This is a genomic window from Novosphingobium lentum NBRC 107847 (assembly GCF_001590965.1).
GTDB classification, from domain to species: domain Bacteria; phylum Pseudomonadota; class Alphaproteobacteria; order Sphingomonadales; family Sphingomonadaceae; genus Novosphingobium; species Novosphingobium lentum.
On sequence record NZ_BCTW01000008.1, the window covers coordinates 79,431 to 102,500 of the forward strand.

Annotated in this window: 18 protein-coding genes and 1 rRNA gene (1 of these 19 cut by a window edge); 10 read left to right on the forward strand and 9 right to left on the reverse strand. The window is 65.5% G+C overall.

Annotation, left to right across the window (positions count from 1 at the left end):
* Nucleotides 1–129 precede the first annotated feature (129 nt).
* On the reverse strand, nucleotides 130–1,308 hold the full coding sequence (gene nhaA, locus NL2_RS08680) for a Na+/H+ antiporter NhaA (protein ID WP_068073784.1): 1,179 nt from the start codon (nucleotides 1,306–1,308) through the stop codon (nucleotides 130–132).
* A gap of 114 nt (nucleotides 1,309–1,422) precedes the next feature.
* On the opposite strand from nhaA, the gene NL2_RS08685 reads away from it, so the two are divergent.
* The 5 genes from NL2_RS08685 (at nucleotide 1,423) to NL2_RS08705 (ending at nucleotide 7,592) form a co-directional block, all read left to right on the forward strand.
* Nucleotides 1,423–2,805 carry a glycosyl transferase family protein gene (locus NL2_RS08685; protein ID WP_068073785.1) on the forward strand — a complete coding sequence of 461 codons (1,383 nt, stop codon included), beginning with the start codon at nucleotides 1,423–1,425 and terminating at the stop codon, nucleotides 2,803–2,805.
* Nucleotides 2,802–4,013 carry a hypothetical protein gene (locus tag NL2_RS08690; protein ID WP_157083102.1) on the forward strand — a complete coding sequence of 404 codons (1,212 nt, stop codon included), beginning with the start codon at nucleotides 2,802–2,804 and terminating at the stop codon, nucleotides 4,011–4,013. The genes NL2_RS08685 and NL2_RS08690 overlap by 4 nt, the downstream gene beginning before the upstream one ends.
* Before the next feature lie 57 nt (nucleotides 4,014–4,070).
* Nucleotides 4,071–4,985: a sulfite exporter TauE/SafE family protein gene (locus NL2_RS08695; protein WP_068073789.1), complete on the forward strand. Its 915-nt coding sequence runs from the start codon at nucleotides 4,071–4,073 to the stop codon at nucleotides 4,983–4,985.
* A gap of 32 nt (nucleotides 4,986–5,017) precedes the next feature.
* Nucleotides 5,018–5,773, forward strand: a complete 756-nt coding sequence (locus NL2_RS08700; RefSeq protein ID WP_068073999.1) for a TIGR02186 family protein — start codon at nucleotides 5,018–5,020, stop codon at nucleotides 5,771–5,773.
* Nucleotides 5,774–5,978: 205 nt separating this feature from the next.
* Nucleotides 5,979–7,592, forward strand: a complete 1,614-nt coding sequence (locus tag NL2_RS08705) for an ATP-binding protein (protein ID WP_245647632.1) — start codon at nucleotides 5,979–5,981, stop codon at nucleotides 7,590–7,592.
* A 52-nt stretch (nucleotides 7,593–7,644) separates the two neighbouring features.
* Here NL2_RS08705 and NL2_RS08710 read toward each other — a convergent pair whose 3' ends face one another.
* The 3 genes from NL2_RS08710 to NL2_RS08720 are packed head-to-tail and all read right to left on the reverse strand — an operon-like array spanning nucleotide 7,645 to nucleotide 10,201.
* Nucleotides 7,645–9,117 (reverse strand): MATE family efflux transporter, encoded by a 1,473-nt coding sequence (locus NL2_RS08710; protein WP_068073795.1) that lies wholly within the window; start codon nucleotides 9,115–9,117, stop codon nucleotides 7,645–7,647.
* A 38-nt stretch (nucleotides 9,118–9,155) separates the two neighbouring features.
* Nucleotides 9,156–9,692 carry a YceD family protein gene (locus tag NL2_RS08715; RefSeq protein WP_068073797.1) on the reverse strand — a complete coding sequence of 179 codons (537 nt, stop codon included), beginning with the start codon at nucleotides 9,690–9,692 and terminating at the stop codon, nucleotides 9,156–9,158.
* Nucleotides 9,689–10,201, reverse strand: coding sequence for a ubiquinol-cytochrome C chaperone family protein (locus NL2_RS08720; RefSeq protein ID WP_068073799.1), 513 nt, complete (start codon nucleotides 10,199–10,201; stop codon nucleotides 9,689–9,691). Before NL2_RS08720 ends, NL2_RS08715 begins: the two co-directional genes overlap by 4 nt.
* A 262-nt stretch (nucleotides 10,202–10,463) precedes the next feature.
* Between NL2_RS08720 and NL2_RS08725 the strand changes: the two genes are divergently transcribed.
* The 3 genes from NL2_RS08725 to hslU all read left to right on the forward strand — a co-directional run bounded on the left by NL2_RS08725 (nucleotide 10,464) and on the right by hslU (nucleotide 13,007).
* Nucleotides 10,464–10,949 carry an outer membrane protein assembly factor BamE gene (locus NL2_RS08725; RefSeq protein WP_245647625.1) on the forward strand — a complete coding sequence of 162 codons (486 nt, stop codon included), beginning with the start codon at nucleotides 10,464–10,466 and terminating at the stop codon, nucleotides 10,947–10,949.
* A gap of 51 nt (nucleotides 10,950–11,000) precedes the next feature.
* A complete protein-coding gene (hslV, locus tag NL2_RS08730) occupies nucleotides 11,001–11,573 on the forward strand; it encodes an ATP-dependent protease subunit HslV (RefSeq protein ID WP_068073802.1) in 573 nt (190 codons plus the stop codon).
* 132 nt (nucleotides 11,574–11,705) lie between these two features.
* A complete protein-coding gene (gene hslU, locus NL2_RS08735; RefSeq protein WP_068073804.1) occupies nucleotides 11,706–13,007 on the forward strand; it encodes an ATP-dependent protease ATPase subunit HslU in 1,302 nt (433 codons plus the stop codon).
* On the opposite strand, the gene NL2_RS08740 is transcribed toward hslU, so the two are convergent.
* The gene (locus NL2_RS08740; RefSeq protein WP_068073806.1) at nucleotides 13,004–14,347 is read right to left on the reverse strand and encodes a peptide MFS transporter; all 1,344 of its coding nucleotides are present in this window, start codon (nucleotides 14,345–14,347) and stop codon (nucleotides 13,004–13,006) included. The genes hslU and NL2_RS08740 overlap by 4 nt on opposite strands.
* A 216-nt stretch (nucleotides 14,348–14,563) precedes the next feature.
* Between NL2_RS08740 and NL2_RS08745 the strand changes: the two genes are divergently transcribed.
* Nucleotides 14,564–15,355, forward strand: a complete 792-nt coding sequence (locus NL2_RS08745) for a TorF family putative porin (protein WP_068073807.1) — start codon at nucleotides 14,564–14,566, stop codon at nucleotides 15,353–15,355.
* A gap of 253 nt (nucleotides 15,356–15,608) precedes the next feature.
* Here NL2_RS08745 and NL2_RS08750 read toward each other — a convergent pair whose 3' ends face one another.
* The 4 genes from NL2_RS08750 to NL2_RS08765 form a co-directional block, all read right to left on the reverse strand.
* Nucleotides 15,609–17,483, reverse strand: a complete 1,875-nt coding sequence (locus NL2_RS08750) for an ABCB family ABC transporter ATP-binding protein/permease (protein WP_068073809.1) — start codon at nucleotides 17,481–17,483, stop codon at nucleotides 15,609–15,611.
* A gap of 136 nt (nucleotides 17,484–17,619) precedes the next feature.
* Entirely contained in the window at nucleotides 17,620–18,576 is a 957-nt protein-coding gene (locus NL2_RS08755; RefSeq protein ID WP_068073811.1) for a retroviral-like aspartic protease family protein, read from the reverse strand.
* Between the two features lie 75 nt (nucleotides 18,577–18,651).
* Nucleotides 18,652–20,133: an oligosaccharide flippase family protein gene (locus NL2_RS08760; protein WP_068073813.1), complete on the reverse strand. Its 1,482-nt coding sequence runs from the start codon at nucleotides 20,131–20,133 to the stop codon at nucleotides 18,652–18,654.
* Entirely contained in the window at nucleotides 20,130–21,110 is a 981-nt protein-coding gene (locus NL2_RS08765) for a glycosyltransferase family 2 protein (protein ID WP_169799493.1), read from the reverse strand. Before NL2_RS08765 ends, NL2_RS08760 begins: the two co-directional genes overlap by 4 nt.
* A gap of 663 nt (nucleotides 21,111–21,773) precedes the next feature.
* Here NL2_RS08765 and NL2_RS08770 point away from each other — a divergent pair.
* Nucleotides 21,774–23,070, forward strand: a 16S ribosomal RNA gene (locus NL2_RS08770); it runs 188 nt beyond the window's last position.

Here is a 23,070-nt window from a genome sequence, read left to right on the forward strand (position 1 = left end):
TGGGCTCCCTCGCTCAGGTGAATGTGCGGCAAATACGCCTGACAGCGGCACTTGTTTCGCGCAATTTGCGGGACTGACTGTTCGGATTCATCGATCAATCGCGCTTGGTTGCATCGATATCGAGATTAATCAGTTGCTTGGGCGGCGGGGCGAGAACCGCAACACGCCAAAGCCCAGGATCGCCGAAATCAGCGATCCGGCCACGATGCCGATCTTGGCTTCCTCGGCCAGCTGGGGCGCTCCGGGAAACGCCAGTCCGCCGATGAACAGGCTCATGGTGAAGCCGATGCCGCACAGCAGCGCCATGCCCCACAGCTGCAGCCAGGTAGTTCCCGCCGGGCGCGGGGCGATGCCGAACCGTTCCGCCACGAAGATGCTGGCGATGATGCCCGCCTGCTTGCCCACGACCAAGCCCGCCGCAACCGCCACCGGCAGCACCGCTGCGGCACCCGCTGCGCCGCTGCCCAGCGCAACGCCGGCATTGGCAAAGCCGAACACGGGCACGATGACGAACGCGCTCGGCCCGGTCAGCGCATGTTCCAGCCGCAGCAGCGGGCTGTTGCCCCGGTTATCGAGCTTCATCGGGATGGTCAGCGCCGCCAGCACACCCGCCACCGTGGCGTGGACCCCCGAGTGGAGCACGGCCAGCCATAGCATGGCGGCCAGCAGCAGATACGGCCAGCGCCGCCGCACGCCGCAGCAGTTCAGCGCGATCATCGCGCCGAGGATCACGCCCGCTGCGATCAGCCAGGGCAGGTGCAACGCGGCGGTATAGAACACCGCGATCACCGTAACCGCGCCCAGATCGTCGACGATCGCCAGCGTCAGCAGGAACAGCCGCAGCGACGGCGGCAGATGGCGCCCGGCCAGCGCCAGCACCCCGGTGGCAAAGGCGATGTCGGTCGCCACGGGGATCGCCCAGCCGCGCAGCAGTTCCGGTTGCCCGCCGGCGATGGCGATGTAGAGCGCGGCAGGACCGATCATGCCGGCCACAGCGGCGATCACCGGCATCCGGCGCCCGGCCGGATCGGACAGATTGCCGGCGATGACCTCGCGCTTGATCTCGAGCCCGACGACGAAGAAGAACACCGCCATCAGGCCGTCGTTGATCCACAGGTGCAGGCTGTCGAGCTTGGCCACGGGTGTCCGTGGCAGCGGATCGTGCAGCGCGTGATGGTACGCTGCCGCCCATGGCGAGTTGGCCAGCACCATGGCCAGCGCCGCGCACAGCATGAGGATGACGCCGGGCACGGCTTCATCGTGCAGCAGGGATCGCAGCCTGCCTTTGCCACCCGGTGTTCTCGCCATATCCGAGCCATCACCGAATTGCCGAGATGATGCAACAGGCCTTTACTACCCAAGGATTTTTGACCTTTCCCGGCGCGGGTTCGGTCATGACGGGAACAGAGGTTCAACTTGGAAATGAAGGCGTCCGTCTTGACGCTGCAGTGGCTCGATGTTGTCGAGGGTGAGTTGTTGTTGTTCGCCGCGGTTTGGTTCGCGATCGGCGCGCTGGACGAATTGATCATCGATATACTATGGCTGTGGCTGCGCTTGACGGGCCGTGCCGGATCGCAATTGCTCGATCTCGATCCCGCCTCTGCGTTGCGCGGCGTGGCAGCCGTGCTGGTTCCGGCATGGCAGGAATCGGCGGTGGTGGGCGCGATGCTCGACCATGCCCTGCGCAGCTGGCCGCAGGACCGCTTGCGCATCTACGCAGGGTGTTATCGCAACGATCCCGCCACGCTTGAGGCGATGATCGCGGTGGCGCGCGACCGCCGGCTGCGCATCGTGATCCACGATTGCGACGGGCCCACGACCAAGGCCGACTGCCTCAACCGGCTGTACGCGGCGCTGTGCGAGGATGAACGCCGCTCGGGCTTCCGCGCCCGCTGCGTGATCCTGCAGGACGCGGAAGACATGGTTCACCCCGCCGCGCTCGCGGTGATGGATCGCGGACTGGACGGCGCCGATTTCGTGCAGTTGCCGGTCTGCCCCGAACCGCAGGCCCGATCGCGCTGGATCGCAGGGCACTATGCCGACGAATTTGCCGAGGCGCACGCCAAGGCGATGGTCGTGCGTGACTGGCTGGGCGCGGGCTTGCCCGCCGCCGGGGTCGGCTGCGCCTTTTCGCGCGCCGCGATCGAGCAGATCGCCGCACGACGGGGTAGCGATCAGCCGTTTGCCGCCGATTGCCTGACCGAAGATTACGAATGCGGCCTGCTGATCGGCGAAATCGGCGGAGCGTCGCGGTTCGTGCGGTTGCGCGATGCGTCGGGCGCATTGGTCGGAACGCGCGAGTTCTTCCCCGGCGACCTGGCCGCGTCGGTGCGCCAGAAAACGCGCTGGATGCACGGCATCGCGTTCCAGGGGTGGGACCATCTCGGCTGGCATGGCCGCCCGGTCGACTTGTGGATGCGGATGCGCGACCGGCGCGGACCGTTGACCGCGATCGTTCTGACGGTCGGTTACGTGCTGGTCGTGCTGTGGCCGCTGCTCGCGCTGGCCCAGTGGCTCGGCTGGTACGAGCCGCGCCTGCTCTCGCCGGGATTGCGCGCGCTGCTGGCGTTCAATTTCGCGACGCTGCTGTGGCGGATGGCCATGCGGTTCAGCTTCACCACGCGCGAGTACGGCTGGCGCGAAGGGCTGCGGTCGGTGCCGCGCGTGCCGATCGGCAACGCGATCGCGATCATCGCGGGTCGGCGCGCGGTCTGGGCCTATCTCGCCGCGATCCGCAGCGGCAGCGTGCGGTGGGACAAGACCGCGCACGGGGTGCATCCTTCTCTAGCAAGTGCAGCTGCGTGATCGCCCCGCCTCTGTCGCAACGGCAGGGGCAACCACTGGTCGCATTGGCAGCCGTACTGGGCGGATGGGTCGCGTTGCGCATCCTCATCTGGCAAGTGCCGCTTGCTGACGTCATGGTGGCCCAGCGTTTCGCCGATGTCGCATCGCGCGCTGCTGGCGAAGTTCACCGGATGCCCGAACAGGCCGGCATCGGGCGCCGGGCAGCAGAAGCGACGCCCCAACGGCCCTTGCCGATGATGAAGGACCCGCCGGGCGCGCTGACAGGCCGCGATCGGCTTGATCTGCCTGCATTCGACGCGCCACGGTGCAAAGATCATCCAAAGCAGGGACGGGCCGGACCCCCTCAGGTCGAACTGGCCGTCGCTGGCCCCGGCCTTCGATCACCGGACTGGCCGCGCTTCCGGCTATCGACCGCTGCTGCGCCGCAGGCCGCAGCGCCGATACCTGCGGGCAATGCGCCAATGGCGGCCTGGGCCACATCCCAGGCGGCGACCGACCGCCATTTGGCGGAGAGCAGGCGATGGTCCGGCGATGGCTGGGTGCTGATCCGCCCGCAGACGGGCGATGCGGCGATCGCCGGCGGTTCGTTCGGGCTTGGGGCGGCGGCCAGTCCCAGCATCGGCCCCAGCTATGGCGGCAGCCAGGCCGGCGCCGTCTTGCGCTATGCACTGGCGCCCGGGAGCACCATGCGACCACAGGCCTATCTGCGCGTGTCGAGCGCGATCGCAGCGGCCTTTACCGATCGCGAGGCGACGCTGGGCCTGTCGGTGCGGCCGCTGTCCGGCGTTCCGGTCGTGATGCTGGGGGAGGCGCGGGTTACGCGCAGCGGATCGTCCACGCTGGTGCGCCCAGCGGTCGCGCTCGTCACCGCGTTGCCGCCCCGGCCGTTGCCGCTGGGCATCGAAGGCGAGGTCTATGCCCAGGGCGGCTACGTCGGCGGACGGGGTGCGACTCCGTTCTTCGACGCGCAGCTGGCGGCGGACCGGCAAGTGGCGCTCCTCGCCCGGTCGGCCCAGTTGCGCATAGGCGGCGGCATGTGGACCGGCGGCCAGCGCGACGCAGCCCGGCTGGACGTGGGACCACGGGCTGCGCTGCGCCTCGCAGGGCCGGGCTTTTCCACGCGGATCGCGGTCGACTGGCGGTTTCGCGTCGCCGGGCGGGCCGAGCCCGGCTCGGGCCCGGCATTGACACTGTCCGCAGGTTTTTAACCGCGAAACCGCCGCATCGCCGTTCCCATCCGGCGGCGCCTGCGCTAGCGTTTGCGCATGGATGTTTACCTCCCGATAGCGAACCTGTCGGTCAACGGGCTGGTCATCGTGGGGCTTGGGGCGTTGACCGGGCTGCTGTCAGGCATGTTCGGGGTCGGGGGCGGGTTTCTGACCACGCCGTTGCTGATCTTCTACGGCGTTCCGCCGACCGTCGCGGCCGCCTCCGCCGCGAGCCAGGTTACCGGCGCGAGCGTTTCGGGCGCGTTTGCCCATGCCCGCCGCAACGGCATCGATTACCACATCGGCGCGGTGCTGGTGTTCGGCGGGATCATCGGCACGGGCATCGGCGCGCTGCTGTTCCGCGTGCTGCAGTCGCTGGGCCAGATCGATACCGTGATCAATATACTCTACGTGCTGCTGCTGGGCGGGATCGGCGGGCTGATGGCGCACGAGAGCATCACGACACTGAAGGCGCAACGTTCGGGCGCGCCGCTGCCCGCGCGCAAGCGGCGCCATCACCCGCTCGTCGCCAGCCTGCCACTGCGCTGGCGGTTCTATCGTTCGGGCCTGTACATTTCACCGCTGGCGCCACTCCTGCTGGGCATCTTCACCGGCGTGCTGACCATGCTGATGGGCATCGGCGGCGGCTTCATCCTCGTGCCGGCGATGCTGTATATCCTCGGCATGGGGGTCAACGTGGTGGTCGGAACCTCGCTGTTCCAGATTCTGTTCGTGACGATGGCCACCACGATGATGCACGCGCTGACCACCAAGGCGGTGGACATCGTGCTGGCGGTCCTGCTGCTGATCGGCTCTGTCTCGGGCGCGCAAGTGGGAGCGAAATTCGCGCAGAAGGTGAAGCCCGAACAGTTGCGCCTGATCCTTGCGGTGGTGGTGCTGCTGGTGGCGATGCGGATGGCGCTGGGGCTGGGGTATCGGCCCGACGAAATCTACACGGTGGTTCCCCTGTGAGCGCCTTTGCCACGGGCGGCGTGCTGCGCTGGATGCTTGAGGGCCTGCTGGGCGGGCTTGCGCTCATGCTGCTGACCGGCGCGCGCGATCCGATCTTGGTGCCCGAAATCTCGCAGCACCAGATCGAGGTGCGGCAGGGGTTCACCGGCGCGGACTTGCTGCTGTTCGGCGCGATCCTGACGCCGGAGGGTGCCCGCGCGGCACAGGATTACGACATCGTGGTGGTGCTCGAAGGACCGCTCAAATCGATCGTGCTGCGCGAAAAGAAGAAAGTCGCGGGCATGTGGATCAATGCCGACAGCACCGAATTCCGCTCGGCACCATCGTTCTTCGCGATCGCATCGTCCCGACCCATCGACAAGATGGTCGATGACAAGACCGCCGCGATCTACGAACTGGGCCTGAAGTGGCTGCAACTTTCGCCGATCGGGGTGATCGATCCCAAGGCGCAGACCCGGTTTTCGTCCGGGCTGGTCGACCTCATGCACCGGCAGGGCATGTATCAGCAGAACGACGGGGCGGTAACGATCAGCGGGCAAGTGCTGTACCAGGCCCGTTTCGAACTGCCCTCCAGCGTCCAGACCGGCCGCTATACCGCTGAAACCTTTGCCATCCACGACGGCAAGGTGGTGGCATCGGCGATGACGCGGGTGGATGTGACCAAGCAGGGGTTCGAGCGTTTCGTGGCGCTGGCGGCGCAGACGCGGTCGTTGCTCTACGGACTGTTCGCGGTGGTCATGTCGGTGGCTATGGGCTGGCTGGCTGGCCGCCTGTTCGCGCTCGTTTAAACTGCAAATCCAACGGCCTGCGGGTTGATCATTCCGGTTGCCAGCAAAAGATCGTTAGCGGCTTTTTAACGCTGTGCGCCTACGCAACACCTCTATGCCGTCAAACGGTAACGGGGGTTCGCGCGTGATGTCGGAAATGAGCATGCAGGGTTTTGGCGGGGCCAAACCGGCCAGCGACGCCGAAGTGCCTGCCTTTGGCGCGCCGATGCCGATGGACAACGATCGGCGGCCGATCGGCTTCATCCTCGACATCGCCGGCTCCAGCAGCCAGATCGCGCTCGATCTCAAGCGGCTCGAGGAATGCATGCGCGATGGCGATCCGTCGGTCGCGCTGGCCGGGCAAGTGGGCAGCCAGGTCAAGATCCGTGTCGGCAACAGCTGGCTGCTCGCCAGCGTGCGCACGCAGCGCCAGGATTCGCGCATCGAGGGCGGGATCATCGCCGCGATCGACTTTCTGGGCGAGGGCGACGAGGAGCGACTGACCGGCAAGATCTACAGCTTCCGTCGCGGCGTCACGCGTTATCCGATTCCCGGCGCCACGGTCTATCCGGCCACCAGCGCGGACTTGCGCCAGATCTATTCCAGCGACGGCCGCGCCAGCATCAAGATCGGCACGGTGTTTCCCACGCGCGACATTCGCGCCGGGCTTTACGTCGATGCGCTGCTGGGCAAGCACTTCGCGCTGCTGGGTTCGACCGGCACCGGCAAGTCGACCGCCGCCGCGCTGATCCTGCACCGCATCTGCGAACTGGCCCCCGAGGGCCATATCGTGATGATCGATCCGCACGGCGAATACATGCAGGCGTTCAAGCATACCGGGCAACTGCTCGACGCCGGCAACCTGCAGATGCCGTACTGGCTGATGAACTTCGAGGAACACTGCGAGGTGTTCGTCACCACCACCGGGCACGAACGCCAGATGGATTGCGAAATCCTGGCCCGCTGCCTGTTGCAGGCACGATCGCGCAGCCGGCTGGCAGAGCAAATCGGAAAGATCACGGTCGATTCGCCGATCCCCTATCTCTTGTCCGACCTCACGACGATCCTGGCCAACGAGATGGGCAAGCTCGACAAGGCCAGCACGTCCGTGCCCTTCATGCGCATCCGTTCGAAGATCGACGAGCTGAAGTCCGATCCGCGCTACCAGTTCATGTTCTCGGGCATGCTGGTTGGTGACACGATGGTGGATTTCATCAGCAAGGTGTTCCGCCTGCCTGCCAACGGCAAGCCGATCACGATCATCGATGTGTCGGGCGTACCGTCGGAAATCACCTCGACCGTGGTTGCGGTGCTGAGCCGGCTGGTGTTCGACTATGCGATCTGGTCGCGCGACGACCAGACGCGGCCGCTGCTGCTGGTGTGCGAGGAAGCGCACCGTTACGTGCCCAACGAGAAGAATTCGGACGGGTCGTCGGTCGGCCGCATCCTGTCGCGCATCGCCAAGGAAGGCCGCAAGTACGGCGTGTCGCTCGGGCTGATCACGCAGCGCCCGTCCGATCTGGCCGAAGGCGTGCTGTCGCAGTGCGGCACGATCATCTCGATGCGATTGAACAACGATCGCGACCAGGCCTTCGTCAAGGCGGCGATGCCCGAAGGCGCGCGCGGGTTCCTCGATTCGATCCCGGCGCTGCGCAACCGCGAATGCATCATCTGCGGCGAGGGCGTGTCGATCCCGATCCGCGTGGCATTCGACGATCTGGAACCGCACAAGCGCCCGGCGTCCGCCGACCCCTCGTTCACCGAACTGTGGAGCCAGTCGGGCGGCGAGGAGCAGGAAGTGCTGCGCACCGTCCAGCGCTGGCGCGCCCAGACGCGTTAGGGTCTGTTTCAGCGAGGCTTAGACAGGGCGCCGCGTAAGCCTCGATCACCTATCAAAGCGCGGGCTGCATCCGGCCCGACAGTTCGCCGTCGACATGCGTGCCTTCGGCGCATTCCTCCGACGCCACGGCATGGGCGGCCATGCGCCAGCCCGGGCGGCGATAGGCGACGATGGCCAGTGCCAGCGCCGCGACCGACCCTACCGGGAACGCATACCACAGCGCGTCGCTGCCCAGCACCGGATAGGCCAGCACGTAAAATCCCAGCCGCACCGGGTACATCGAGATACCCAGCACGATCAGCGGCGCCCACACGACGCCGCCCGCGCGCATCGTGCCGAACAATACGATGGTCACGCCGAACAGGATGAAGCTCCAACTCGCCAGCAGCTGGATGTGCCGGGCCAGCGGCACCGCCGGGCTGTCCGGCCCCAGGAACAACACCAGCGCCGAGCGGTCGAACAGCATCAGCAGCGCGGTCAGCGCGCCGGTCATCGCGATGTTGGCGATCACCCCGGCACGCGTGATCCGGCCGAGCCGGTGGGGCAGCCGCGCGCCAATCGCCTGCGCGGCCATGGCGCTCACCGCCGCGCCGATCGCCATCGCCGGCATCTGCAGGTACGTCCACAGCTGCAGCGAGGCTCCGTAAGCGGCGCTGGACAGCAGGCCCTCGCGGTTGACCAGCCCGACCATCACGATCCCGGCAGCCGAGATGACCAGCATCTGCGCGCCCATCGGCAGGCCTTTGGTGACGATGTAGCGCAGTTCATCGCGGCGGGGGATGAGGTAGGCCAGTTCCGCTCCGCGCAAGCGCAGCGGCAGATCTTTGGCATAGACCCACGCGACCATGCCGACCAACCCGAGGATGCTGGCCACTGCGGTCGATAACGCGGAGCCGGCAATCCCCAGCTTCGGAAACGGCCCGATCCCCCGGATCAGCAGCGGGTTGAACACGATGTCGAGCGCCACGGTCAGGATCATGAAGCGCAGCGGCGTGGCGGCATCGCCCGATCCGCGCAGGCCCATCGCCAGCATGACCGACAGCATCGAGGCGGGCATCGCCACGAAGATCACGCGCAGATACGCCAGCGCCAGCGCGAACGAATCGCCCGGCGTCGCCAGCGCGCGCAGCAGTGCGGGCGCCAGCAGCCAGCCACCTATCGCCACGATGATCGCCAGTACGCCGCAAAAGCCGATGGCGGTGCCGAACGTGCGCCGCGCCGCATCGATGTCACGCGCGCCGAAATGCTGTCCGACCTTGACCGTCGCGGCCATGCCGAAACCGAACACCGAGGCGAACACCAGGAACATCACCACGTTGGAATTGGCGGTCGCCGCCAGCGCGCTTTCGCCCAGCATCCGGCCGACCCAGATCGAATTGACCGATCCGTTCAGCGACTGCAGCATGTTGGACAGCAGCGTCGGTGCCGCAAACGCGAGCAGCGTCTTCGTGATCGGTCCGCTGGTCAGGTCGCCGCGGGGTCTGTCGTCGGATCGTGCCACGAAGTGCCTCGTTCGCTGTGCCATTGCGCTGCCAACGCTCGGGCGGCTTCAACTATCCCGTATCAGGAATCGGTGGCGGTATCGCGCTTCAACGCGGCCAGTGCGGCAAACGGTCCCGATGTGGCAACGGTGCCCAGTCCGTGCGCCTTGCGAAAGGCATCGGCCTGCGGTCCTTCGGCGAACGGATCGATCGCCATCGCCAACGTCTGCGCCAGTTCCTCGCCCAGATCGACGGTGGAGCCATCATACTCGATTTCGTCGCAGTCATTCGCATCGAGTTCGATCTCCTCGCCTGGACGATGCCGGGTCGTGGCTGGCACGAACCGCAACGTCACCGGCTGGTCGATCGAAACCGCGAAATCCTCGCCCGAAATCGCGCAAGGCTGGACCACGTCGGCGATGAGGCGACCCGTGGCCAGCAGCGCGGTGCCATCCCGGTCGAGCTGCAGGTCGGCGACCATCCGCACGATGGCGGAAAGGCCGAACCGTGCCGCCAGCCGCCGGCGCTGCGCCTCGTCCGGCTCGAGGTGGACCGGCCGTTCGGGAATGTGCCGGGCATCGACCACCAGCGAATATTCAGGCGGCGGGGTGCTGGTCATCGCGTTATGTTCCCGGCCAGCAGGTCGCTTGTCGGCAGGTCGGCCAGCTGCGCTGCCAGCAAGCGCATCTCTGCGGCAATGCGATCCGCGTCACCATCAGGCCCCAGCGTGACATTGCGCGCCACCGCGTCCGCCAGTGCCGGGCCGTCGCTGGCCAGTGCGGTGCGATAGGCGCCCAGCCTTCCGCCGAGCACGCCCATCAGCTTGCCCATGTGCTTGCCCACCGCCAGATCGCCGACGCCGCTTTCGCGCAGCTGGCCGTCCATATCCTCGACGAAAATCTCGGTCAGCCGCACCGACGGCTCGATCAGCGTCGGCTCGCGCTCCATCCGCAACAGCACCAGGCTGAGCACCAGCGTGATCGCGTCGAACCGGCCGGGCACGGTGTCGGCGATGCCGGCGGCCTTGTACCACGGCTTTTCGCGCGCGATCTCGATCGTGCGGTGCCACAGCGGCCGCACGTCGGTGACGGCAGCGCGCGGGCCGAACAGGCGGGTTATCAGTGACACAGGCAGCTCCGTTTCATCGAATGACCCAGCTTTCCATCATCGGCGCCCTGTGCGGGCCTCGCAATCGGGCGTCGTTCCTGACGCTTCGTTCAGCCGCGATTAAATCCGCGCGGGCAATAGGCACGGCCCTGGCGGCGCCTGCCCGCCCATTGCGGACTTCGGTATTGGGCCCTAAGGGTCCGCCGATATAAGGTGCGTGGGGCGTAAGGCAATCTGCCCCTTGGGTATCGATCGGAGCGAATGAATGCGGGATAGTCGGCAGATGCTGCGCAGCGGATGCGCCTTGGCGCTGGTGGTGCTCGCCGGCGGTTGCGCCAGCATCCGCGATCATCGCGGCTACACCGTCGATTCGGCGCTGGTGGATTCGGTTCAGCCGGGCGTCGACAACCGCCTGTCGGTGGAACGTTCGCTGGGCCGGCCCACGTTTGCCAGCCAGTTCGGCACGCCGACGTGGTATTATGTCTCGCTCAATTCCAAGCAGGCGCCGTTCACCCGTCCGCGCACGGATGCCGAATTCCTGCTCAAGGTGAATTTCGACCAGTCGGGCAATGTGTCCAGCGTGACGCGTGGCGGCATGGACAAGGTCGTGCGGCTCAATCCCGATGGCCACAAGACGCCGACGCTGGGCCGCGATCGCAGCTTCTTCGAAGACCTGTTCGGCAACATCGGCGCGGTTGGCGCGCTGCCTGGCTCTGGCGGCACCCAGGGCGGCACGACCGGGCCGGGTCGCGGACCGAACGGCAGCTGATCGGCATCCGCGCTGCTTGAACGCCGGTTCGGGCAACCCATATCGCGGTTCATGGACGATAACAGAGCTGGCCACGGGCTGATCCAGTGGCACGGCACCACCATCATCGGCGTGAAGAAGGACGGCAGGACCGTCATCGCCGGCGATGGTCAGGTGTCGATGGGCAACACCGTGATGAAGCCCAACGCGCGCAAGGTGCGCCGGCTGGGTGAAGCGGGCAAAGTGATCGCCGGGTTTGCCGGTGCCACCGCCGACGCCTTTACCCTGTTCGAACGGCTGGAGCGCAAGCTGGAACAGCATCGCGGCCAGCTGATGCGCGCCGCGGTCGAACTCGCCAAGGACTGGCGCACTGACAAATATTTGCGCAACCTCGAAGCGCTGATGATCGTGGCCGATGCCGACGTCCTGCTGATCCTGACCGGCAATGGCGATGTGCTGGAACCCGAAGGCGGGCCGCAAGGCGCGGTGTGCGCGATCGGATCGGGCGGCAATTATGCGCTGTCCGCCGCCAAGGCGCTGCTGGACTACGAAACCGATCCCGAAAAGATCGCCCGCCGCGCGATGGCGGTGGCGGCGGAAGTCTGCGTGTTCACCAACGACCGGGTGACGGTCGAGACGGTATAAGCCCTCACTCCTTCAGGGGAGAGGGTTGGGAGAGGGGGATGTGGCACACCGCCCCTCTCAACTTCGACTAGCCCGCTACGCAGCCAAGTCTCCGTATCTCTCCCCGGTCGGGGAGAGAGTTTGAGGACCGAAATGAAAGACAATCTTACCCCCAAGGCGATCGTCGCCGCGCTGGACGAGCACATAGTCGGGCAGGCCGATGCCAAGCGCGCGGTTGCCGTCGCGTTGCGCAACCGCTGGCGGCGGCAGCGGCTCAGCCCCGAACTGCGCGACGAGGTCACGCCCAAGAACATCCTGATGATCGGGCCGACGGGCTGCGGCAAGACCGAGATCAGCCGTCGGCTGGCCAAGCTGGCCGAGGCGCCGTTCGTCAAGGTCGAGGCGACCAAGTTCACCGAAGTCGGCTATGTCGGCCGCGATGTCGAACAGATCGCGCGCGACCTCGCCGAAGAAGCGATCCGGCTGGAAAAGGATCGCCGCCGCGACGCGGTGCGCGAAGCCGCATCGAAAGCGGCGATGGACCGGCTGCTGAAGGCGCTGGTCGGTGAAAGCGCGTCCGAGGCGACGCGCGAAAGTTTTCGCCAGCGGGTAACCGAAGGCGCGATGAATGATGTCGAGGTCGAGATCGAGCTGGAGGATTCGCCCGCCGCGCCGATGGAGATTCCCGGCATGGGCGGCGGCGTGGGCATGATCAACTTGTCCGAGATGATGGGCAAGGCGTTCGGCAAGCAGAACCTGAAGCGCCGCAAGCTGCGCGTCGCCGATGCCTGGGACAAGCTGGTCGACGAGGAATCGGAAAAGCGCATGGACCAGGACGATGTCGCCCGCGTCGCGCTGCAGAACGCGGAAACCAACGGCATCGTGTTCCTGGATGAGATCGACAAGATCGCGGTTTCAGACGTGCGCGGTGGATCGGTCAGCCGCGAAGGCGTGCAGCGAGATCTGCTGCCGCTGATCGAGGGCACCACCGTGGCCACCAAATACGGGCCGATGAAGACCGACCATGTGCTGTTCATCGCCAGCGGCGCGTTCCACATCGCCAAGCCCAGTGACATGCTGCCCGAACTGCAGGGCCGCCTGCCGATCCGGGTGGAGCTGAAGGCGCTGACCGAGGCGGATTTTGTCCGCATCCTCAGCGAAACGCGCGCCAACCTGGTCGAACAGTACCGCGCGCTGCTCGGCACCGAGAAAGTGACGCTGGATTTCACCCCCGGCGCGATCGCGGCGATTGCCCGCATCGCCGCGCAAGTGAACGAAAGCGTCGAGAACATCGGCGCGCGGCGGTTGCAGACGGTGATGGAAAAGCTGCTCGAGGAAGTCAGCTTCGAGGCCGAGGATCGCGCCGACACCACCGTGACGATCGACGAAGCCTATGTCGCCGACAAGCTGGGCAACCTCGCGCGCGACAGCGATCTGTCGAAGTATATTCTCTAGCCGCCCAGCAACCGCCCCACCGGCTTGCGCGCCAGCAGCAGGACGATCCCGGCCATCGCCACGATCCCGGCGTTGATCGCCCAGAACCGCGCCGGATCGACCGCTTCGTAAAGGCTGCCCATCCGTCCGCTGATGATGCTGCCGGCCGAAACCGCGAGCGAGGCCACGCCCAGCATCGTGCCGCGCAACCGGTCGGGCGCGGCGGCGGCGAACACCGAGGTTTCGACCGGCACGAAGTACAGCCAGCCCAAGTTCGAGGCGAAATGGAACGCGATCGGCCAGGCGAGGGCCATGCGCGCGGTGCCCGCGTGCAGCGATCCCAGCATCAGCAGCGCGACGGCGCCCGCGAACAGCAGGCAGCCGATGGCCAGCTTGGTCACGGGTGCCGGCTCGATCCCGCGCCGCGCCTGCGCCCGCCACAGCGCGATCACCAGCGGCGCGAACACGACCGGGGCGAGGCTGTCGAGCGACGCGAGCCACGGCACCGGCACGTCGAAGTCGCCCACGACCATCGCCACATGGTCACGCGCCCACAAGTTGTAGACGTTCCACACTTGCGACTGCGCGATCCAGAAGCACACCAGCAGCGGCCACAACGCGAACAGCCCGGCCAGCCGACGCCGCTCGGCAGGGTTGAGCGGTGTCCTGATCCGGGCCGTGCGGTCGCGGGGGCGGTCTTCCGGCAGGTTGCGGCTGCCCGCCAGATAGATCGCCAGTCCCACCAGCATGCCGATCCCGGCCGCCGCGAATCCGGCGTGCCAGCCATGCGCCTTGGCCAGCGCGCCGGTCAGCAAGGGCGCGACGAACCCGCCAAGGTTGACCGCGATCAGGTAGATCTGGAACGCATCGGCCTGTCGCCGGTCACCATCGGCATACAACGCCTTGACCTGCGCCGAGAGATTGCCGCGAAACAGCCCGACGCCGAGGATCAGCAGCAGCAGGGCGGGGAGGAATGCTGCATCGAACGCCAGCGCGAAATGCCCGGCGGTCATCAGCAGCGCACCCGCCGTCACCGCCTTGCGCCGCCCGGTCCAGCGATCGCCGATCAGGCCGCCGGCCAGCGGGGTGAGCGTGACCAGCGCGATGTACAGCCCGAACGTCTGCGTCGCCAGCGCCTCGGTCGAGAGCGGGCCGGTCAGCGCCTCGATCGCGCGGCGGTACGCGCCGAAGCCCGCCACGCGCCCGATCCGGTCCGGCTGGAGCAGATCGCCCGCCATGTAGAGCACGAGCATGGCCTGCATGCCCTTGAAAGATATGCGATCCCACAGCTCGGTGGCGGCCAGCACCCACAGCCCGCGCGGATGCCCGAACAGCGGAGGAGGGGAGGGGGTCGTGGCCATCGCAGGCCAGCGTGGCGCGCACGATATGGACTGGCAAGCCGACCGTGGCCAATTCGCAACAGAAATTGCGCAAATCTGCCCCCGAACTGTAAAATTGTTGTGCAGTGCACCATGCGCTGGTAGGCGAAATCACTCGAAGCGATCCGGCCCGGCATGAGGCAGGACGCGGAGGGTGCAGGAAGGGACCCCATCTTAACAAGGTAAAGGGTACCCCTTATGAATTTCAGGATCGTTTGCGCAGCCGCTGCTGTTGCTTTGAGCTTTGCCAGCGAAGCCGCTCTGGCCGATGATGCCCCGGCATCCGATATCACGATCACCGGTTCGGCCGCGATCGTTTCTCAGTATCGTTTCCGTGGTCTCGCCCAGTCGGACAACAAGCCTGTCGTGCAGGGTGCCATCACCGTCGCGCACAAGTCGGGCTTCTACATTTCCACCTGGGGTTCCAGCGCCTCGGCCGGCGCCAGCCCGATCAACATCGGTGGCACCGAAATCGATGTCTACGGCGGCTACACCCACACCTTTTCGGGTAGCGGCGTGACCATCGACGGCGGCGGTTACGGCTACATCTATCCCGGCGCGCCGAACGGCAACTACTACGAACTCTACGGCTCGCTCGCCAAGGCGTTCGGTCCGGCCACGGCCAAGGTCGGCGTGTACTATGCCCCCAGCCAGCGCGTGTTCAATTTCAACTTCACCTCGCCGACGCACCACAACGCCTATGTCTACGGCGAACTGGGCGGCAGCATCCCCAACACGCCGATCTCGATCCACACCCACCTCGGCCACACCGGCGGCGGGTTCGACTGGGGTAAGCCCTATCTCGATTACTCGGCCGGCGTCAGCTACAAGTACAAGGCGCTGACCTTCGACATGTCGATCGTCGGAACCAACGTCTCCAAGACCGACATCAACAACGGCTTCGGCTGCGGCGGCAGCGCCGTGTGCATCGATTCCTTCCACCGCATGTCAAAGACGGTCGGTGTCGGTTCGGTCACGGCCAGCTTCTAAGACGATCGTCGCGCTGCGCGAGCGCGACGGCGCCTTTTGAGGCAAAGATTTGGGGCGGTCCTTCGGGGCCGCCCTTTTTTTGTTGGGGGGAATGGATGTCTTGAAATCCGCGTCGTCCCGGACTTGATCCGGGACCGCTGGGGATGAGAAGCGGCGGTTCGTCGGTGGGCCACCGGTCCCGGGTCGAGCCCGGGACGACGTTGAATTTCTTGCGTGGGATCGCCAGCGGTCCCCGATCACGTCCGGGACGACGTTACTCCGCCACTTCCTCTGGCTCGTTGCTCTCGGCGGCCTGGCGCGCCCACATCTCGGCATAGAGCCCGTCGCGCTTGAGCAGTTCGAGATGCGATCCGGCCTCGGCCAGCACGCCCTGATCGAGCACGAGGATGCGATCCGAATCGACGATGGTCGACAACCGGTGCGCGATCGACAGCGTGGTGCGGTCCTGCGCCACGTTGCGCATCGTGCCCAGGATCTCCTGTTCGGTGCGGCTGTCGAGCGCGCTCGTCGCTTCGTCGAACAGCAGGATCGGCGGGTTCTTCACCAGCGTGCGGGCAATCGCGACGCGCTGCTTCTCGCCGCCCGAAAGCTTCAACCCGCGCTCGCCCACTTCGGTATCGAAGCCATGCGGCAGGCGGTTGATGAATTCGCTGATCGCGGCACCGCGCGATGCGGCCTCCACGTCGAGCATCGTCGCGCCGTTGCGGCCGTAGGCGATGTTGTAGCCGATGGTGTCGTTGAACAGCACGCTGTCCTGCGGGACGATGCCGATCGCGGCGCGCAAGGAAGCCTGCGTCACCCCGGCAATGTCCTGCCCGTCGATCAGGATGCGCCCGCGCCACGGATCGTAGAACCGGAACAGCAGCCGCGCGATGGTCGATTTGCCTGCGCCCGACGGCCCGACCAGCGCCACGCGGGTGCCGGCGGCCACTTCGAACGACAGGCCGTGCAGGATGGTGCGGTCCTCGTCATAGCCGAACCACACGTCCTCGAACACGATGCCCGGGCGGCCGATAATCAGCGCCGGGGCGCCCGGCTTGTCCGATACTTCGACCGACTGGTCCATCAGCGCGAACATCGCCGCCATGTCGATCAGCCCCTGGCGGATCGTGCGATAGACCATGCCCAGCATGTCGAGCGGGCGGAACAGCTGGGTGAGGTAGGTGTTCACGAACACCAGATCGCCCACGGTCAGCTTGCCCTGCGACCAGCCCCACACCGTATAGGCCATCGCCCCGCCCATCAGCAGGTTGACGATCAGCGCCTGCACGATGTTGAGCAGGCCGAGGCTGTTCTCGCTTTTGACCGCGGCTTCGGCATAAGCGCCGGTGGCCATGGCATAGCGTTTCTGCTCGCGTTCCTCGGCGCCGAAGTACTTCACCGTCTCGTAATTGAGCAGCGAGTCGACCGCGCGCGACAGCGCCTGCCCATCCAGCCGGTTCATCTTCTCACGCAAGTGCGAGCGCCATTCGGTGATGATGCGCGTGGCCACGACATAGGCGATCACCGCCGCCATCGTCGCGCCGACCAGCCCCCACCCGAAATGGGTGTAGAAGATGATCGTCACCGCGGTCAGCTCGATCACCGTGGGCGCTATATTGAACAGCAGGAAATAGAGCATCGTGTCGATGCTCTTGGTTCCGCGCTCGATAACCTTGGTCACCTCGCCGGTGCGGCGGGCGAGGTGGAAGCGCAAGCTGAGGCGGTGCAGCCGCGCGAACACGCCTTCGGCCAGCGCGCGGGTGGCGTCTTGGCCGACGCGTTCGAACACGATGTTGCGGAAGTTGTCGAACGCCACGCCGGTGAAGCGGCCCAGCGCATAGGCCAGCACGAACATCAGCGCGACGCCCAGCGCCGCGTTGTTGGCAGCGGGGCTGGCGGCAATGGGGCCGATCGTCGTCTGCGCGGCCGACCCCGTCGCCGGGATCGTCATCGCGTCGATCGCGCGCTTGTAGGCATAAGGCAGGGCCAGCGTGACCGCCTTGCCTGCCAGCACCAGCATCAAGGCGACGACGATCCGCCAGCGAAGTGCCGGATTATCGCGCGGCCACAGATAGGGCAGGAAGCGGCGGAGCGTGCGCCAGCCGTCGTGGCGCGCGTTGGGATCGGTGGCTGTATCGGGTGGCATCGCAGCCGGAGATAGGGACTGCGCCCGCTCCCCGCCAATTAAAAAGGCGGGCAATCCGGCGTCCCCGCGAAGGCGGGGATCTCAGGCGTCGAAGCTCGATCCGAAATTCTCCCGAGGCCCTCGCCTGCGCGGGGGATCAGCGCCCCGGGCTGACGCTGATTGCGCCCGGCATCGGCATGATCCCGTCGGGCAGGTCGAACAGCACCTTGCGCGTGGCAAAGTCGATCGCCACGCGGTGGAACAGGCGCAGCTGGGTCATGCCAAGCAGGATGGCGGGGCGCGCGCTCAGCTGCAGGCTTTCGAACGGCGGCGCATCGGCAAACGCCAGTTCGGTGTTGGCCAGCGTGATGCCGCCGAAATCGATCCGCCGGGCATAGCCGATGTCGGCGGTGATCGACTGGCCGGTGACCGACATCAGCTGGGTCTGTTCGGTCTTGCGCCGTTTCGACAGCGCGACCTGCAGCGCACGGTTGGCGATGGTCGTTTCGGCGCCGGTATCGATCACGATGTCGGTGCGGATGCCATCGACCAGCGCATCGGTCATGATAAGCTGGCCCGATTTGCGCCGGGCACGCACCACGATTTCGAAGCCGCCGTTGCCGCCCAGCGACTTGGCATCGCCGATTGCCATGCGGTTGTGGTCGAAATCGATCAGCACGCGCTGGTCCTGCAGGCTGTCCAGCCCGATGATCCCGTCTGCGCCGATGAACTGCGCATCGAGCAGCGGCGCGATCAGCCCGTAATAGCTGCGGCGCCCCAGGTTGATCTCCTCGACATCGACCAGGTCCACCGGCAGCGAACCGGCCACACCCATCAACACGCCCCGGCTCGTCGCGGCAAGACCCAGGTTGGTGGCCAGCGTGCGCGACAGCACGGTCCGCTCCGCGCCGGTATCGATGATGAAGTCGTAAGGGCCTTTCTGGCCGATGCTCACCGGCACCGTCAGCCGTTGGTTGCGATCGTGCGTGCCGTTGACCACCTCGATATCGGCGGCCGGCTGGCTCGCGCCCTGCCACGCAGCGATCGGATACGCGCCGATCAGGGGCAGCAAGCCACCCGACAGCAAGGCCAGCGGCAACAGCGGTATCGGCATGGCGACATCTCCCGATGCCGATACTACGCCTGTTTTGGGGGCAGCGCCATGTCGTCTGTCGTGCGGAAACGTCGCCTATCTGGGAAGCGCGCGCACCTTGGGACGCGCCAGCGTTTCGCGCAGTTCGCCCAGCATGCCCAGCAGTTCGGCAAACAGCGGATGGCGCAGCGACCAGATCGCGACGAGCCACAGCACCATGCCCGCCAGCGTCCCGCCCGCCACTTGCGCCAGCCCTGCCTGCGCCGGGCCGTGCCACAACACATAGCTCGCCAGCAGCGGCGCGACGGCGGCGGCGGTCGCGGCCAGGCTCTTGGCCTGCACGCGCAGCAGGTCGGACCAGCTGAAGCCCAGCATCTCGCGCATGAACGGCGCGTAGATCGCGATCCAGATCAGGCCATGGACGAACCGCGAGACCGCCACCCACAGCAGTCCGAACGGCGCGGCGATTGCGATGAGCAGGACCGAAGCGATCGTCTCGATCACATTGCGCCGGATCAGCCCGGTCATCCGGTCGAGCAGCAGCGGCAGGTCGGCGTTGAGCGGCAGCGACACATAGCAAAGCTGTGACAGCGCGATCCAGCCCAGCAGCGGCGCGGCGGCGACCCACTTGTCGCCATACAGCAGTTGCACCAGCGGCTGCGACAGCACCGCGATCCCCGCCATCGCCGGCCAGACCACGCCGGTATAGGCGGCGACCACGCGGATATAGGGTGGGCCTAGCGGGGCGCCGCTGTCGCGCACTTGGCGGAACGCCGGATAGAACACGCCGGTCACCGCGCCCGCCAGCAGCAGCCGCAATTGCAGCGCGAGGCCGGATGCGCGCGCGAACAGGCCGACCGCCGCCTTGTCGATCAGACGGCCGATCACCAGTTCCGGCGCGCGGGCGGTAATCGAATAACAGGTCGACAGCACCGAATTGGTGCCGCCCAGCCGCAGCACGGGCCGCGCGCCGTGGATACGCAGCGGCCACGGCAGCATTCCACCCGCGCGCCACTGGCTTACCGCCAGCCGCGCTGCCTGCTGCGCGAACGCGCCCCACGCCAGGGCCAGCGCGCCGTGCCCCATCACCGCCAGCGTCACGGCGGTGGAGGCATTCGCGATCGAGGCGCCGACCTCGATCATGGTGTTGGACTTGTAGTCCATCCGGCGCTGGCAGGTCGCCTGCGGCACGATCGCCAACGGCACCAGCAGATAGGACGCGGCGATCACGCGGGTGATCGGCAGCAGTTGCGGATCGCCATAGAACGCTGCGATCGGGCCCGCCGCCAGCAGCGCCAGCACGGCGATGCCCCACGCGAACGCCACAGAGACGGTGAAAGCGGTGTGCAGCTTGTCGGGCGTCAGCTCACGCTCGCCGTTGATATAGCGGGTGACGCCGAAGTCCTGCAGGAACGCGACCAGCGACACCGCCGCGAACGAGATCGAGAACAGTCCCAGCTCGGACGGGTTGATGAACCACCGCGCCAGCACCACGCTGGTCGCGAACTGGATGGTGAACGAGGTGTATTGCGAAACCAGCGCCCAGGCGGCGGCGGTGCGCACCGACATCGTGGTCATAGCTGCGCCTCGGCCGATGCGGCGAACATCACCACCTGGCGGGCGCCGCGGCTGTGCGCGCGCCGCCGCCAGCGCAGCATCGGGCGGGCCAACGCGGGGAACACCTGCCAGGTCGCGAATGCGAACGTCCACACCGGTCCGGTCACTTGGCCGCTGACCGCGCGCAGATCGGCGATCCCGCGTACGGTGTCGCCGTCGATCACGCGGTCGATGGCATGCTCGAACGCCAGCGCCTCGCGGCTCTCGTGCAGCAGGCGGTCGAGCAGATCGGTTTCGGGCCGTGTGGGGTCGAGCGCCGCGCGCGCCTTTTCATAGACGCGGATGTTGCCCATCAGCATGCGTTCGGCGTTGGAAGAGGCAGAGCCGGGGCGCACGCGATATTCGCCCATCACCGCGTCGACATAATACGCATACCCGCCGCGCAGCAGCAGGCGCACCCACAAGTCGAAATCTTCCGACTGCGCCATCGTTTCGTCGAACCCGCCGATCGCCTCGAAATCGGCGCGGCGGAACGTGGTCCCTATATAGACGCCGAAACTGCGATCGAGCACATCAGCCAGCGAACCGTGCGCGCCATCGCCGGTGCCCTGCTTGCCGTCGAAGCAGTTCCGCTCCTTGGCCACCGCGCCGAAGATACGCGCGTTGCACGTGGCCAGCCGGATGTCGGCGTCCTGTTCCAGCAGGCCGACCATTGTCGCGAGGTATTCGGGACGGAACAGGTCGTCGCCGTCGAGCAGCGCAATCAACGGCGCGCGCGCTGCCCGGATTGCGATGTTGCGGGCCCCCGACACGCCGTTGTTGGCCGTGGACAGGAACCGGATGCGCGCATCCTCGAGAAAGGGCGCCACGGCGCCTGCCACGTCATCGGGCGCACCGTCGTCGATCACCAGGCATTCCCAGTCGGCAAAAGTCTGGCGCTGGAGAGAGTGCAATGCCTCGCCCAGCAGGTGTGCCACGCCATAGGCAGGGACGATCACGGCAACGCGTGGGACGCCTGGGGCATGATTCCCGTGGGGGATCGTCGTGTCGATCATGTGTGCGGCATACGATGAGGCCGTAAACATAGGCTTACAGGGTCATTTCGGACCTTGTTCGGCGATCAAGGCCCATGATTCGGGGCGTCGTTCGATACTCAAACCAGAGCGGGGTTTCGGAAGGTCAAAAATTAAACCGTATAATCAACATGTTATGACAACATGACATTTAAAATTCAGATTGCCGTTGACCGACTCAAAAGTCGCCCATATAGGCCAGTCCACCGCAGCGGAGCGGCCGGCTCAACCGGCTCCAACCGCTACGGTCGCCAACATAGACGGACACCATGTCCCCGGTATGAAAATACGGGAGCATCGGTTGTCCGCCTCTTCTGTTGGTCGGCTCTTTGACATTGTTGGTTTAGATGAAGGGACATGTGGGCGACGGCGTCTGCTCCCGGGGCTTCAGGGCTCGGGGTGGTAGTTTAAAATAGTCGTTACCCGATAGTCACCGGCGGAGTTTTGCCCAAAAGGCTTAGCTCATTCGGATAATGGCTTTACATGTCCTAACGTAACCATACGTTTTGACAAGTGCAGGGTAATTGACCCCTGAATTCATTTAAGTCAGTTAGCGGACTTCGGTCCGTGCTGGTCTGAATGGGACACAAACTTGAGAGTTTGATCCTGGCTCAGAACGAACGCTGGCGGCATGCCTAACACATGCAAGTCGAACGAAGCCTTCGGGCTTAGTGGCGCACGGGTGCGTAACGCGTGGGAATCTGCCCCTCGGTTCGGAATAACAGTTAGAAATGACTGCTAATACCGGATGATGACGAAAGTCCAAAGATTTATCGCCGAGGGATGAGCCCGCGTAGGATTAGCTAGTTGGTGAGGTAAAGGCTCACCAAGGCGACGATCCTTAGCTGGTCTGAGAGGATGATCAGCCACACTGGGACTGAGACACGGCCCAGACTCCTACGGGAGGCAGCAGTGGGGAATATTGGACAATGGGCGAAAGCCTGATCCAGCAATGCCGCGTGAGTGATGAAGGCCTTAGGGTCGTAAAGCTCTTTTACCAGGGATGATAATGACAGTACCTGGAGAATAAGCTCCGGCTAACTCCGTGCCAGCAGCCGCGGTAATACGGAGGGAGCTAGCGTTGTTCGGAATTACTGGGCGTAAAGCGTACGTAGGCGGTTATTCAAGTCAGAGGTGAAAGCCCGGGGCTCAACCCCGGAACTGCCTTTGAAACTAGGTAACTAGAATCTTGGAGAGGTCAGTGGAATTCCGAGTGTAGAGGTGAAATTCGTAGATATTCGGAAGAACACCAGTGGCGAAGGCGACTGACTGGACAAGTATTGACGCTGAGGTACGAAAGCGTGGGGAGCAAACAGGATTAGATACCCTGGTAGTCCACGCCGTAAACGATGATAACTAGCTGTCCGGGCACTTGGTGCCTGGGTGGCGCAGCTAACGCATTAAGTTATCCGCCTGGGGAGTACGGTCGCAAGATTAAAACTCAAAGGAATTGACGGGGGCCTGCACAAGCGGTGGAGCATGTGGTTTAATTCGAAGCAACGCGCAGAACCTTACCAGCGTTTGACATCCCGCGCTATCCAGAGAGATCTGGGGTTCCCTTCGGGGACGCGGTGACAGGTGCTGCATGGCTGTCGTCAGCTCGTGTCGTGAGATGTTGGGTTAAGTCCCGCAACGAGCGCAACCCTCGTCCTTAGTTGCCATCATTTAGTTGGGCACTCTAAGGAAACCGCCGGTGATAAGCCGGAGGAAGGTGGGGATGACGTCAAGTCCTCATGGCCCTTACACGCTGGGCTACACACGTGCTACAATGGCGGTGACAGTGGGCAGCAAACTCGCAAGGGTGAGCTAATCTCCAAAAGCCGTCTCAGTTCGGATTGTTCTCTGCAACTCGAGAGCATGAAGGCGGAATCGCTAGTAATCGCGG

What these genes read in the sequence shown, in the direction of transcription:
- nhaA (WP_068073784.1), bottom strand. Translation starts at nt 1,308, where the DNA reads ATGGCGAGAACACCGGGTGGCAAAGGCAGGCTGCGATCCCTGCTGCAC.
- NL2_RS08685 (WP_068073785.1), top strand. Translation starts at nt 1,423, where the DNA reads ATGAAGGCGTCCGTCTTGACGCTGCAGTGGCTCGATGTTGTCGAGGGT.
- NL2_RS08695 (WP_068073789.1), top strand. Translation starts at nt 4,071, where the DNA reads ATGGATGTTTACCTCCCGATAGCGAACCTGTCGGTCAACGGGCTGGTC.
- NL2_RS08700 (WP_068073999.1), top strand. Translation starts at nt 5,018, where the DNA reads ATGCTTGAGGGCCTGCTGGGCGGGCTTGCGCTCATGCTGCTGACCGGC.
- NL2_RS08705 (WP_245647632.1), top strand. Translation starts at nt 5,979, where the DNA reads ATGCCGATGGACAACGATCGGCGGCCGATCGGCTTCATCCTCGACATC.
- NL2_RS08710 (WP_068073795.1), bottom strand. Translation starts at nt 9,117, where the DNA reads ATGGCACAGCGAACGAGGCACTTCGTGGCACGATCCGACGACAGACCC.
- NL2_RS08715 (WP_068073797.1), bottom strand. Translation starts at nt 9,692, where the DNA reads ATGACCAGCACCCCGCCGCCTGAATATTCGCTGGTGGTCGATGCCCGG.
- NL2_RS08725 (WP_245647625.1), top strand. Translation starts at nt 10,464, where the DNA reads ATGCTGCGCAGCGGATGCGCCTTGGCGCTGGTGGTGCTCGCCGGCGGT.
- hslV (WP_068073802.1), top strand. Translation starts at nt 11,001, where the DNA reads ATGGACGATAACAGAGCTGGCCACGGGCTGATCCAGTGGCACGGCACC.
- hslU (WP_068073804.1), top strand. Translation starts at nt 11,706, where the DNA reads ATGAAAGACAATCTTACCCCCAAGGCGATCGTCGCCGCGCTGGACGAG.
- NL2_RS08740 (WP_068073806.1), bottom strand. Translation starts at nt 14,347, where the DNA reads ATGGCCACGACCCCCTCCCCTCCTCCGCTGTTCGGGCATCCGCGCGGG.
- NL2_RS08745 (WP_068073807.1), top strand. Translation starts at nt 14,564, where the DNA reads ATGAATTTCAGGATCGTTTGCGCAGCCGCTGCTGTTGCTTTGAGCTTT.
- NL2_RS08750 (WP_068073809.1), bottom strand. Translation starts at nt 17,483, where the DNA reads ATGCCACCCGATACAGCCACCGATCCCAACGCGCGCCACGACGGCTGG.
- NL2_RS08755 (WP_068073811.1), bottom strand. Translation starts at nt 18,576, where the DNA reads ATGCCGATACCGCTGTTGCCGCTGGCCTTGCTGTCGGGTGGCTTGCTG.
- NL2_RS08760 (WP_068073813.1), bottom strand. Translation starts at nt 20,133, where the DNA reads ATGACCACGATGTCGGTGCGCACCGCCGCCGCCTGGGCGCTGGTTTCG.